Here is a 12,698-nt window from a genome sequence, read left to right on the forward strand (position 1 = left end):
GTGGGAGGGTCGCAGCAGATAACTTGAACCTGTCCTCAACTTGCCACAAGTTGAGGACAGGTTCAAGTTGCCATCGATACCCACGCTGATGTTCTCCGCGTGATGTCGTGTCCCCGGTCCCGCTACAGGTTGGAGTGCAGAAATGCCTGTAGGCCCCCTGACGTGATGTCAGGGGGCCTACAGTAAAGGTTGTTCGGCGGCGTCCTACTCTCCCACAGGGTCCCCCCTGCAGTACCATCGGCGCTATGAGGCTTAGCTTCCGGGTTCGGGATGTAACCGGGCGTTTCCCTCACGCTATGACCACCGAAACACTATGAAGTTGACCGCACACCACTCCTCACGGAGCGGGGGTCGTTCCTTCAGAACAACACAGTGGACGCGTAGCAACTATGGACAAGCCCTCGGCCTATTAGTACCGGTCAGCTCCACCCCTCACAGGGCTTCCACATCCGGCCTATCAACCCAGTCGTCTACTGGGAGCCTTAACCACTCAAGGTGGTGGGAGCCCTCATCTCGAAGCAGGCTTCCCGCTTAGATGCTTTCAGCGGTTATCCCTCCCGAACGTAGCCAACCAGCCATGCCCTTGGCAGGACAACTGGCACACCAGAGGTTCGTCCGTCCCGGTCCTCTCGTACTAGGGACAGCCCTTCTCAAGACTCCTACGCGCGCAGCGGATAGGGACCGAACTGTCTCACGACGTTCTAAACCCAGCTCGCGTACCGCTTTAATGGGCGAACAGCCCAACCCTTGGGACCTACTCCAGCCCCAGGATGCGACGAGCCGACATCGAGGTGCCAAACCATCCCGTCGATATGGACTCTTGGGGAAGATCAGCCTGTTATCCCCGGGGTACCTTTTATCCGTTGAGCGACGGCGCTTCCACAAGCCACCGCCGGATCACTAGTCCCTGCTTTCGCACCTGCTCGACCCGTCGGTCTCACAGTCAAGCTCCCTTGTGCACTTACACTCAACACCTGATTGCCAACCAGGCTGAGGGAACCTTTGGGCGCCTCCGTTACATTTTAGGAGGCAACCGCCCCAGTTAAACTACCCACCAGACACTGTCCCTGATCCGGATCACGGACCCAGGTTAGACATCCAGCACGACCAGAGTGGTATTTCAACGACGACTCCACAACCACTGGCGTGGCCGCTTCAAAGTCTCCCACCTATCCTACACAAGCCGAACCGAACACCAATATCAAGCTATAGTAAAGGTCCCGGGGTCTTTCCGTCCTGCTGCGCGAAACGAGCATCTTTACTCGTAATGCAATTTCACCGGGCCTATGGTTGAGACAGTCGAGAAGTCGTTACGCCATTCGTGCAGGTCGGAACTTACCCGACAAGGAATTTCGCTACCTTAGGATGGTTATAGTTACCACCGCCGTTTACTGGCGCTTAAGTTCTCAGCTTCGCCTGGTCGAAACCAAGCTAACCGGTCCCCTTAACGTTCCAGCACCGGGCAGGCGTCAGTCCGTATACATCGCCTTACGGCTTCGCACGGACCTGTGTTTTTAGTAAACAGTCGCTTCTCGCTGGTCTCTGCGGCCGGCCACAGCTCAAGGAGCAAGTCCCATCACCACAACCGGCCCCCCTTCTCCCGAAGTTACGGGGGCATTTTGCCGAGTTCCTTAACCATAGTTCACCCGAACGCCTCGGTATTCTCTACCTGACCACCTGAGTCGGTTTGGGGTACGGGCCGCCATGAAACTCGCTAGAGGCTTTTCTCGACAGCATAGGATCATCCACTTCACCACAATCGGCTCGGCATCAGGTCTCAGACTATATGTGAGGCGGATTTGCCTACCCCACGTCCTACACCCTTACCCCGGGACAACCACCGCCCGGGCTGGACTACCTTCCTGCGTCACCCCATCGCTCACCTACTACCCTGTTGGATCAGCGGCTCCACCACTCCTCTTCACCCGAAGGATCCGAGACGGCTTCACGGCCTTAGCATCCAGAGGTTCGACGTTGGCGCTTCAAAGCGGGTACGGGAATATCAACCCGTTGTCCATCGACTACGCCTGTCGGCCTCGCCTTAGGTCCCGACTTACCCTGGGCAGATCAGCTTGACCCAGGAACCCTTGGTCAATCGGCGCAAGAGTTTCCCACTCTTGTATCGCTACTCATGCCTGCATTCTCACTCGTATACCGTCCACGACTGGCTTCCGCCGCCGCTTCACCCGGCACACGACGCTCCCCTACCCATCACAGCCCCCGTTAGGAGTTAAGCTGCAATGACACGGCTTCGGCGGTGTACTTGAGCCCCGCTACATTGTCGGCGCGGAATCACTTGACCAGTGAGCTATTACGCACTCTTTAAAGGGTGGCTGCTTCTAAGCCAACCTCCTGGTTGTCTCTGCGACTCCACATCCTTTCCCACTTAGCACACGCTTAGGGGCCTTAGCCGGTGTTCTGGGCTGTTTCCCTCTCGACCATGGAGCTTATCCCCCACAGTCTCACTGCCGCGCTCTCACTTACCGGCATTCGGAGTTTGGCTAAGGTCAGTAACCCGGTGGGGCCCATCGCCTATCCAGTGCTCTACCTCCGGCAAGAAACACGCGACGCTGCACCTAAATGCATTTCGGGGAGAACCAGCTATCACGGAGTTTGATTGGCCTTTCACCCCTAACCACAGGTCATCCCCCAGGTTTTCAACCCTGGTGGGTTCGGTCCTCCACACGGTCTTACCCGCGCTTCAACCTGCCCATGGCTAGATCACTCCGCTTCGGGTCTTGGGCGCGCTACTCAACCGCCCTATTCGGACTCGCTTTCGCTACGGCTACCCCACACGGGTTAACCTCGCAACACACCGCAAACTCGCAGGCTCATTCTTCAAAAGGCACGCAGTCACGACAACATGTGCAAGCACACGCTGCGACGCTCCCACGGCTTGTAGGCACACGGTTTCAGGTACTATTTCACTCCGCTCCCGCGGTACTTTTCACCATTCCCTCACGGTACTGTCCGCTATCGGTCACTAGGGAATATTTAGGCTTAGCGGGTGGTCCCGCCAGATTCACACGGAATTTCTCGGGCTCCGTGCTACTTGGGAGTTGTACAAGCAAGCCGTACAGATTTCGTCTACGGGGGTCTTACCCTCTACGCCGGACCTTTCGCATGTCCTTCGACTACCCATACGGTTTCTGACTCGCCCAGCCGCCGGCAGACGACTGAAGTACAATCCCACGACCCCGAAGTGGCAACCCCTGCCGGGTATCACACCACAACGGTTTAGCCTCATCCGATTTCGCTCGCCACTACTCTCGGAATCACGGTTGTTTTCTCTTCCTGCGGGTACTGAGATGTTTCACTTCCCCGCGTTCCCTCCACACTGCCTATGTGTTCAGCAGCGGGTGACAGCCCATGACGACTGCCGGGTTTCCCCATTCGGACACCCCCGGATCAAAGCTCGGTTGACAGCTCCCCGGGGCCTATCGCGGCCTCCCACGTCCTTCATCGGTTCCTAGTGCCAAGGCATCCACCGTGCGCCCTTAAAAACTTGGCCACAGATGCTCGCGTCCACTGTGCAGTTCTCAAGCAACGACCAACCACCCATCACCCCCACACACGAAGCGTGAAGTTCACTGGGGTCGGCGTCTGAAGACCAGCCATACGGCCGCGCCCTCAGGACCCAACAACGTGCCCGACACAACCAACCAGCCACCGCGTTCCACGCGCCGAAGCGCAGTACTAACCATGACCAACTGATCGTGCCGAATAGTCAACGTTCCACCCATGAGCGAACCACCGTCAGACATTCGCTGACGTCATGGCCCTCTGGCCGCCGAAGCGGCAGAAGTGCTCCTTAGAAAGGAGGTGATCCAGCCGCACCTTCCGGTACGGCTACCTTGTTACGACTTCGTCCCAATCGCTGGTCCCACCTTCGACAGCTCCTTCCCTTGCGGGTTAGGCCACCGGCTTCGGGTGTTACCGACTTTCGTGACGTGACGGGCGGTGTGTACAAGGCCCGGGAACGTATTCACCGCAGCAATGCTGATCTGCGATTACTAGCAACTCCGACTTCATGGGGTCGAGTTGCAGACCCCAATCCGAACTGAGACCGGCTTTTTGAGATTCGCTCCACCTCGCGGTATCGCAGCTCATTGTACCGGCCATTGTAGCACGTGTGCAGCCCAAGACATAAGGGGCATGATGATTTGACGTCGTCCCCACCTTCCTCCGAGTTGACCCCGGCAGTCTCCTGTGAGTCCCCGGCATAACCCGCTGGCAACACAGAACGAGGGTTGCGCTCGTTGCGGGACTTAACCCAACATCTCACGACACGAGCTGACGACAACCATGCACCACCTGTATACCGACCACAAGGGGGCGACCATCTCTGGCCGTTTCCGGTATATGTCAAGCCTTGGTAAGGTTCTTCGCGTTGCGTCGAATTAAGCCACATGCTCCGCTGCTTGTGCGGGCCCCCGTCAATTCCTTTGAGTTTTAGCCTTGCGGCCGTACTCCCCAGGCGGGGAACTTAATGCGTTAGCTGCGGCGCGGACCACGTGGAATGTGACCCACACCTAGTTCCCAACGTTTACGGCGTGGACTACCAGGGTATCTAATCCTGTTCGCTCCCCACGCTTTCGCTCCTCAGCGTCAGTAATGGCCCAGAGATCCGCCTTCGCCACCGGTGTTCCTCCTGATATCTGCGCATTTCACCGCTACACCAGGAATTCCGATCTCCCCTACCACACTCTAGCCTGCCCGTATCGAATGCAGACCCGGAGTTAAGCCCCGGGCTTTCACATCCGACGCGACAAGCCGCCTACGAGCTCTTTACGCCCAATAATTCCGGACAACGCTCGCACCCTACGTATTACCGCGGCTGCTGGCACGTAGTTAGCCGGTGCTTCTTCTGCAGGTACCGTCACTTGCGCTTCTTCCCTGCTGAAAGAGGTTTACAACCCGAAGGCCGTCATCCCTCACGCGGCGTCGCTGCATCAGGCTTTCGCCCATTGTGCAATATTCCCCACTGCTGCCTCCCGTAGGAGTCTGGGCCGTGTCTCAGTCCCAGTGTGGCCGGTCGCCCTCTCAGGCCGGCTACCCGTCGTCGCCTTGGTAGGCCATTACCCCACCAACAAGCTGATAGGCCGCGGGCTCATCCCAGATCGCCGGAGCTTTCCACGCACACCCCATGCGGAGATGCGTCGTATCCGGTATTAGCACCGGTTTCCCGGTGTTGTCCCAGAATCTGGGGCAGATTGCCCACGTGTTACTCACCCGTTCGCCACTGATCCACCCCGAAGGGCTTCACCGTTCGACTTGCATGTGTTAAGCACGCCGCCAGCGTTCGTCCTGAGCCAGGATCAAACTCTCCGTGAATGATTACCCGTAATCGGGTCACCACACGCGTTGAGCGGCACAGCAACCGACGGAATAGCCGATCCCGTGCACTGCGTCCTCGCTAGTGTTTTGTGCATCAAAGGAACCTCGTCCGATCAACGGACGGGGTATCAACATATCTGGCGTTGACTTTTGGCACGCTGTTGAGTTCTCAAGGAACGGACGCTTCCTTCAAGACCCTTTCACCGGTCTCTCCAGGCGCTTCGTTCTTCTCGCTGTACCGAGCTTAGCAGACCTTTTCAGTGGTCCATTCCGGTTCGGTTTCCGGCTGCCATTCACCGGATGGAACTCATGATCTGGCGCGATTCTCATCGAGCTGGAAATGTGGGTTCCATCGGCATGCGTCAACCGTCTCGGGTTGTCGCGGGCAGATGTCCAACGTTACAGCTCGGTCGACCCACGGGCAAATCCGCCGCGCCCGGGTGCTCGTCAGGGTGCGGCGCCCGCCTCACCTGGCGCCGTGGCCCGGTTTGGCTAGATTTGTTCTGACCGACCCAACGACCCTGAGGAGCACCGGGTATGACGAGAGTGACCTCCCCGCTGGCCGGACACGCCATCGGACTCGCCGCTGTGCCCGACCCGGTCTTCTCCGGGGCGATGGTGGGCCCCGGTACCGCGATCGACCCGGAGCGGAAGCCCGGGGAGGCGGTCTCGCCGTTGGACGGGGTGATCGTGTCGATGCACCCGCATGCCTTCGTGGTGGTCGACGGCGACGGGCACGGCGTCCTCACGCATCTCGGCATCGACACCGTTCAGCTCAACGGTGCCGGGTTCGACCTGCTGGTGGCCAAGGGCGACACGGTGCGGCGCGGGCAGCCGGTGGTCCGCTGGAACCCGGTCGAGGTGGAGGCCGCCGGCAAGTCGCCGATCTGCCCGGTGGTGGCCCTGGAGGCGACCGCCGGCCAGCTCTCGGACATCCAGGAGCACGGCCAGGTGACCCCCGACAGCACCTTGTTCAGCTGGACCTGACGGCGTCAGCCGGACACGCGGGGCGGCCCGCGTGGTACGACGGAATCCTACGGTCGGCGACGGCCGTGTCCCGAGCGGAGACGGGTGACAGATGGCAGAGACGCTGCGCGGCGTTGGCGTGAGCCACGGGGTCGCGATCGGACAGATCCGGCACATGGGCACGGCGGTGCTGGAGCCCCCGGCGCAGCAGGCGCCGACCGAGGGCGCGCCGCGTGAGCAGGCGCGGGCGCGGCAGGCCGTCGAGGCCGTCGCCGCCGACCTGCAGGCGCGCGGCAACCTGGCCGGGGGCGAGGCGCAGGCCGTGCTGGAGGCGCAGTCGCTGATGGCGCTGGACCCGGAGCTGCTGGCGGACGTGGAGCGGCGGATCACCGTCGGGAGCACCGCCGAGCGCGCGGTCTACGACGCCTTCGCCTCCTACCGGGCGCTGTTGGCGAACGCCGGGGAGTACCTGGCGGGCCGGGTCGCCGACCTGGACGACGTGCGCAACCGGATCGTGGCCCGGCTGATGGGGGTGCCGATGCCCGGCGTCCCCGACAGCGACGAGCCGTATGTGCTGGTCGCCCGGGATCTGGCGCCGGCGGACACCGCGCTGCTCGACCCGGCGCTGGTGCTCGGGTTCGTGACCGAGGAGGGCGGGCCGACCAGCCACAGCGCGATCCTGGCCCGGGCGCTGGGCGTCCCGGCGGTGGTCGCCTTCACCGGGGCGACCGGGCTGCCGGAGGGCGCCGTGGTGGCGGTCGACGGCAGCACCGGCGAGGTGCTGCTCGACCCGTCCGAGGAGCGGCAGGCGGAGCTGCGGCGGGTTGCCGCCGAGCGCAGGGCGGCGCTGGCCTCCGCCTCCGGTCCCGGGCGGACCTCGGACGGCCATCCGGTGCCGCTGCTGGCCAACATCGGCGGTCCGGCGGACGTGACGGCGGCGCTTGAGGCGGGGGCGGAGGGCGTCGGCCTGTTCCGGACCGAGTTCCTGTTCCTGGACAACCCGAGCCCGGAGGACTCGCAGCGGGCGCCCTCGGAGGACGCGCAGGTGGTGGCGTACCGGGCGGTGCTGGAGGCGTTCCCGGAGAGCCGGGTGGTGGTCCGGGTCCTGGACGCCGGGGCCGACAAGCCGCTGGACTTCCTGACGCCGGGCGAGGAGCCGAACCCCGCCCTCGGCGTGCGCGGCCTGCGGAGCCTGCTGGAGCACCCGGACGTGCTGCGCACCCAGTTGCGGGCGCTGGCCAGGGCTGCCGAGGGGCTGCCGGTCTACCTGGAGGTGATGGCGCCGATGGTCGCGGACCGGATCGACGCCAAGGCGTTCGCGGACGCCTGCCGTGAGGCCGGGCTGCGGGCGAAGTACGGGGCGATGGTGGAGATCCCCTCGGCGGCGCTGCGGGCCCGGTCGGTGCTCCAGGAGGTCGAGTTCATCTCGCTGGGTACCAACGACCTGGCCCAGTACACCTTCGCGGCGGACCGGCAGCTGGGTTCGGTCGCCCGGCTGCAGGACCCGTGGCAGCCCGCGCTGCTCGACCTGGTGGCGCTGGCGGCGGAGGCGGCCCGGGCCACCGGGAAGAGCTGCGGGGTCTGCGGCGAGGCGGCGGCCGATCCGGAGCTGGCCTGTGTGCTGACCGGTCTGGGCGTCACCAGCCTGTCCATGGGCGCGGCGTCGATCCCCTATGTGCGGGCGCGGCTGGCCAAGCACACGCTCGCGCAGTGCGAGCGGGCGGCCGCCGCCGCCCGGGCCACCGACACGGCGGAGCAGGCCCGGGCGGCGGCCAACCAAGTGCTGTCCGGCGAGTAGGCGCGCGGCCCCGGTCAGGGCCTGCGTTCGGCGGCGAGCTCGACGAAGGGGGTCAGCGCCGCCGGGTTGTCCAGCGAGCCCGGGTTGACCGCCCGGGCGAGCGGGGTGCCCGAGAGGATCCGCTTGATCGGGACCTCCAGCCGCTTGCCGGTGAGCGTGTGCGGCAGCACCGGGACGGCGATCACCTCGTCCGGCACGTGCCGGGGCGAGAGCTGGGCGCGGATCGCGTCGCGGATCGCGGCGCGCAGCGCGTCGTCCAGGGCGGCGCCCTCGGCGAGGACCACGAACAGCGGCATCCAGTAGCCGCCGTCGGGCTGCTCGATGCCGACGACCAGGGATTCGCGGATCTGCGGCAGCCGCTCGACCACCTCGTAGATGTCGGCGGAGCCCATCCGGACGCCCTGCCGGTTCAGGGTGGAGTCGGAGCGGCCGTGGATGACCACGCTGCCGCGCTCGGTGACGGTGATCCAGTCGCCGTGGCGCCAGACGCCGGGGTAGGTCTCGAAGTAGCTCTCCCGGTAGCGGGCGCCGTCCGGGTCGTTCCAGAAGCCGAGTGGCATCGAGGGCATCGGCCGGGTCACCACGAGTTCGCCGACCTCGCCGGTGAGCGGCTTGCCCTGGGCGTCCCAGGACTCGACGGCGACGCCCAGGCAGGGGGCCTGGATCTCGCCGAGGTACACCGGCAGGGTCGGCACGCCGCCGACGAAGCAGCTGCACACGTCGGTGCCGCCGCTGACCGAGGCGAGCCAGATGTCGGGGCTGATCTCCCCGTAGATCCAGCGGAAGCCGTCCGGCGGGAGCGGCGAGCCGGTGGTCCCGACCGCGCGCAGCCGGGACAGGTCGAGGTCGCGGCCGGGGTGGACGTCGGCCTTGGCGCAGGCGGTGACGTAGGCGGCCGAGGTGCCGAAGACGGTGGCCCCGGCGCGAGCGGCGATCCGCCACTGGGCGTCGGTGGCCGGGTAGCCGGGGCTGCCGTCGTAGCTGATGACGGTGGCGCCGACCAGCAGTCCGGCCACCAGGATGTTCCACATCATCCAGCCGGTGGAGGTGTACCAGAAGAAACGGTCCTGCGGGCCGAGGTCGAGGTGCAGCGCGACCTGCTTCAGGTGCTCGACCACGATGCCGCCGTGGCCCTGGACGATGGCCTTGGGCAGGCCGGTGGTGCCGGAGGAGTAGAGCACCCACAGCGGGTGGTCGAACGGCACCTGCTCGAAGACCGGCTCCTGGCCGAGAGCGGTGAGCGCGTCCCAGTCGAGCGCGCCCTCCGGGGCCGGGGTTCCCAGCAGCGGGATGTGCACCACCTGCCGCAGCGAGGGCAGCTCCCGGCGCAGCTCGGCGACGACCGCGCCGCGGTCGTGCTCCTTGCCGCCGTAGCGGTAGCCGTCGACGGCGAACAGCAGCACGGGTTCGAGCTGCTGGAACCGGTCGAGGACGCTGCGGGCGCCGAAGTCGGGCGCGCAGGAGGTCCACACCGCGCCCACCGCGGCGGTGGCCAGCAGCGCGACGGCGGCCTGCGGGATGTTGGGGACGTAGGCGCCGACCCGGTCGCCGGGTCGGATCCCGAGCCGCCGCAGCTCGGCGGCCAGCGAGCCGACCTGTTGGCGCAGTGCGGCCCAGCTGAGGACCAGCGGGTCGGCGCCGCTCTCGTCGAGGTGCAGGATCGCCGGGCGGTCGGCCTCGGCCGGGTCCTCGCCGTGGCGCAGGGCGTGTTCGGCGTAGTTGAGGCGGGCACCGGGGAACCAGACCGCGCCGGGCATGGCGGGGTCGGCCAGGGCGGTCCGCGGCGGGGTGGTGAAGCGGACGTCGAACCACTCGCTGACGGCGGTCCAGAAGCGGTCCAGGTCGTCGGTGGACCAGCGGTGCAGGTCCGCGTAGTCGCCTTCGGGGGCGCCGTGGTGCCGCGCGGCCCAGCGCTGGAACTGGACGAGCCGGGTGTCCTCGGCAGCGGCCGGGTCGGGCCGCCACAGCGGGGTCGGCTGCTCGGTGGGCTGCGGGGCGGGGCTGCTCATCTTCGGGCTCCCATGGTCCGGGGTCGCGGCGCGGGCGGAGTGGGCGGACGCGCCGGACAGAAATCTGCCATGTGAACGCTGGTTAATCCAGAGGCCGCTCAGCCGCGTCCTCCCGGTCGCCCGGGCGCAGCAGGGCCGGATGGAGGGTTCTGGCCCCGCCGGCGCGGTAGAGCCGGGCGCGCGGGCCGCCCTTGCTGCCGCCGCGGGTGGTGGTGCGGCCGGTGCTGACCACGAAGCCGGGGACGGAGAGGACCTTGCGGTGGAAGTTCCCGGCGTGCAGCGGTTCGCCCCAGATCTCCTCGTAGACGGCGCGCAGTTCGGGGATGGTGAACTCGGGTTCGAGGAAGGCGGTGGCCAGCGGGGTGTACTCGACCTTGGAGCGGGCCCGGTCGAGGGCGTCGGCGAGTATCCCGGCGTGGTCGAAGGCCAGCGCCTGGGCCAGTGCCTCGCCGAGCAGCGGGCGGGCGGGGGCGTCCGGGCCCGTGGCATCCGGGTTGGGGGCGTCCGGGCCTGGGGCGTCCGGGCCGGGCGGTGTTGCCCGGTCGCCGGACCCACCCCCGCGAGGTCCGGCGACCGGAGTCCAGGCTGCCGAGGCAGCGTCGCCGCCGGCCCGGGGGTCGGGCAGGTCCGGGGCGAAGGCGAGGTAGGCGACCGAGACGACGTGCATCCTCGGGTCGCGTGCGGGCGATCCGTAGCTTCCCAGCTGTTCCAGGTGGACCCGGCTGAGCAGGGTCGGGTCCACCCCGGTCTCCTCGGCGAGCTCGCGGGCGGCGGCCTGGGCGAGGCCTTCCCGACCGGCGCGGACGAAGCCGCCGGGGAGAGCCAGGCACCCTCGGTAGGGCGGGCCCGCGCGTTCCACCAGGAGGACGTGCAAGCGGCTGTGGCGCATCGTCAGGACGACGATGTCCACGGTGACGGCGACCGGGGCGAAAGCGTGGGGGTCGTAGGCGGCGAGCCACTCCCGCTCGCCCGCGCGGGCGGGCGGCAGATCGGGCTGCGCTGCCATCGATCCCCCGGCGTGCTTGTCGTCGTTCGGCCGTCGCGCCACTGCGGTCCGGCTGCGGTTGTTCTCAGTTGGAGTCCTTCTTGCTCTGAGAAGAACGTAGCGCGCCGGGCTCCCGGACGCCAGCGGTTTTGCTCAGCAGTTCGATCGCCGTCAGCATCTCCACCGTCAACTCCGGCCCGACCCGGGAGTGTTCGTTCATCAGCCGGTACCACATGGCGCCGAAGACCATGTCCACGATGGTGTCCACCGGGACCTGCCACTGCCGGCCGCAGCGCTCCAGCAGGCCGCGCAGCATGGCCCGGCGGCCCGCGATGTAGCCGCGCCGCAGCGCGGACAGCTCCGGGTCGGCCACGGCGTCGGCGGTGACCCCCAGCAGCACCACGCCCACCACCGGCCGCGTCCCGGCCAGGGCGAACGTGCTGTCCAGGAAGGTACGCAGGTCGGCCCAGGGGTCGGCGGTGGGCTCGGGCAGGCCGTGGGCCGCGCCGACCTCGGCCAGCGCCTCCATCATCACCGCCCCGCGCGTGGGCCACCAGCGGTAGACGGTCTGCCGGCCGACCCCGGCGGTCTGGGCGATGCCCTTGATGGTGACGGCGGTGTAGCCGTCACGGACGGCCAGGGCCATGGCGGCGTCGAGTACGGCGCGGCGGGCGGCGTCGCTGCGCGGCCTGCCGATCGGGAGTCCGGTCATGCCCGCACCCTACAAGCTTTACAAGTCACCGTGTCTCGATACATAATCGAGGCACAGTGACTCGAAAGAGGGTCACCGGAACGAATCTGGTGGGGAAAGAGATGTCCGAACACAGCGAGCGCGTCGTCGTCATCGGCGGGACCTCCGGCATCGGGCTGGCCACGGCGGAGCTGCTGCTGGCGCGGGGGTACCAGGTGGTCGTGGCCGGGCGCGACCCGCAGCGACTGGAGTCCGCGCTCAAGCGGCTGAACGAGGGGGCGGCTGAGGGGGCGGCCGAGGGCGCGGTCTCCGGGCTGACCCTGGACGCGGCCGACGAGGAGCAGCTGGCCGGGTTCTTCGCGCAGGTGGGGCCGTTCGACCACCTGGTGATCACGCTCACCGCCAACGGCGGGGTGACCGCGCTGACCGAGCTCACCGCGGCGGAGCTGCGGCGGCACAGCGAGGGGAAGCTGATCCCGCACCTGCTGACGGTGAAGGCCGCCCTGGGGACGCTCCGGGCGGACGGTTCGGTGACGCTGCTGGGGGCCGTCAGCTCCCAGCTGAGCGCGCCGGGACTGGTGGTGCTCGGGTCGTCCAACGCGGCGGTGGAGACGGCGGCCCGGATCCTGGCCGCCGAGCTGGCGCCGCGCCGGGTGAACGCGGTCTCCCCCGGCATCATCGACACTCCGTGGTGGGACTGGGTGCCGAGCGAGGCCCGCGCGGGGGCGCTCAGCTCCAGCACCGCGACCACCGCGATCGGGCGTCCGGGCAGGCCGGAGGAGGTGGCGCACGCGGTCGCGTTCCTGGTGGAGAACACCTTCACCACCGGCGTGGTGCTGCCGGTCGACGGCGGCGCGCGACTGGGCCCGATCGGCGGCTGACCAGCGAACGAGCGGAGCGGCCCGGCCCCGG

6 protein-coding genes and 3 rRNA genes are annotated in these 12,698 nt (G+C 66.8%); 3 read left to right on the top strand and 6 right to left on the bottom strand.

Annotation, left to right across the window (positions count from 1 at the left end; translation table 11 throughout):
• Positions 1-191: 191 nt before the first annotated feature.
• From rrf to GXP74_RS23915, 3 genes are all read right to left on the bottom strand, one after another.
• A 5S ribosomal RNA gene (rrf, locus tag GXP74_RS23905) occupies positions 192-308 on the bottom strand.
• An 81-nt stretch (positions 309-389) separates the two neighbouring features.
• A 23S ribosomal RNA gene (locus GXP74_RS23910) occupies positions 390-3,511 on the bottom strand.
• A gap of 304 nt (positions 3,512-3,815) precedes the next feature.
• Positions 3,816-5,334, bottom strand: a 16S ribosomal RNA gene (locus GXP74_RS23915).
• The 16S, 23S and 5S rRNA genes sit together here, the layout of an rRNA operon.
• 540 nt (positions 5,335-5,874) lie before the next feature.
• On the opposite strand from GXP74_RS23915, the gene GXP74_RS23920 reads away from it, so the two are divergent.
• Positions 5,875-6,324 (top strand): PTS glucose transporter subunit IIA, encoded by a 450-nt coding sequence (locus GXP74_RS23920; RefSeq protein WP_182453298.1) that lies wholly within the window; start codon positions 5,875-5,877, stop codon positions 6,322-6,324.
• Between the two features lie 91 nt (positions 6,325-6,415).
• The gene (ptsP, locus tag GXP74_RS23925) at positions 6,416-8,101 is read left to right on the top strand and encodes a phosphoenolpyruvate--protein phosphotransferase (protein WP_182453299.1); all 1,686 of its coding nucleotides are present in this window, start codon (positions 6,416-6,418) and stop codon (positions 8,099-8,101) included.
• Between the two features lie 14 nt (positions 8,102-8,115).
• Here the strand turns inward: ptsP and GXP74_RS23930 are convergent, their stop codons facing one another.
• From GXP74_RS23930 to GXP74_RS23940, 3 genes are all read right to left on the bottom strand, one after another.
• Entirely contained in the window at positions 8,116-10,110 is a 1,995-nt protein-coding gene (locus GXP74_RS23930; RefSeq protein ID WP_182453300.1) for an acetoacetate--CoA ligase, read from the bottom strand.
• A gap of 82 nt (positions 10,111-10,192) precedes the next feature.
• On the bottom strand, positions 10,193-11,116 hold the full coding sequence (locus GXP74_RS23935) for an NUDIX hydrolase (RefSeq protein WP_182453301.1): 924 nt from the start codon (positions 11,114-11,116) through the stop codon (positions 10,193-10,195).
• Positions 11,117-11,180: 64 nt separating this feature from the next.
• Entirely contained in the window at positions 11,181-11,807 is a 627-nt protein-coding gene (locus GXP74_RS23940) for a TetR/AcrR family transcriptional regulator (protein ID WP_182453302.1), read from the bottom strand.
• A 101-nt stretch (positions 11,808-11,908) separates the two neighbouring features.
• Here GXP74_RS23940 and GXP74_RS23945 point away from each other — a divergent pair, with 101 nt between their 5' ends.
• Positions 11,909-12,667, top strand: coding sequence for an SDR family oxidoreductase (locus GXP74_RS23945; protein WP_182453303.1), 759 nt, complete (start codon positions 11,909-11,911; stop codon positions 12,665-12,667).
• The last annotated feature ends 31 nt before the right edge of the window (positions 12,668-12,698 follow it).

The sequence above is a fragment of the Streptacidiphilus sp. P02-A3a genome (assembly GCF_014084105.1).
Classification (GTDB): domain Bacteria; phylum Actinomycetota; class Actinomycetes; order Streptomycetales; family Streptomycetaceae; genus Streptacidiphilus.

Excerpts from the sequence above, each read along its gene's own strand:
- GXP74_RS23920 (WP_182453298.1), top strand. The coding sequence starts at position 5,875 with ATGACGAGAGTGACCTCCCCGCTGGCCGGACACGCCATCGGACTCGCC.
- ptsP (WP_182453299.1), top strand. The coding sequence starts at position 6,416 with ATGGCAGAGACGCTGCGCGGCGTTGGCGTGAGCCACGGGGTCGCGATC.
- GXP74_RS23930 (WP_182453300.1), bottom strand. The coding sequence starts at position 10,110 with ATGAGCAGCCCCGCCCCGCAGCCCACCGAGCAGCCGACCCCGCTGTGG.
- GXP74_RS23935 (WP_182453301.1), bottom strand. The coding sequence starts at position 11,116 with ATGGCAGCGCAGCCCGATCTGCCGCCCGCCCGCGCGGGCGAGCGGGAG.
- GXP74_RS23940 (WP_182453302.1), bottom strand. The coding sequence starts at position 11,807 with ATGACCGGACTCCCGATCGGCAGGCCGCGCAGCGACGCCGCCCGCCGC.
- GXP74_RS23945 (WP_182453303.1), top strand. The coding sequence starts at position 11,909 with ATGTCCGAACACAGCGAGCGCGTCGTCGTCATCGGCGGGACCTCCGGC.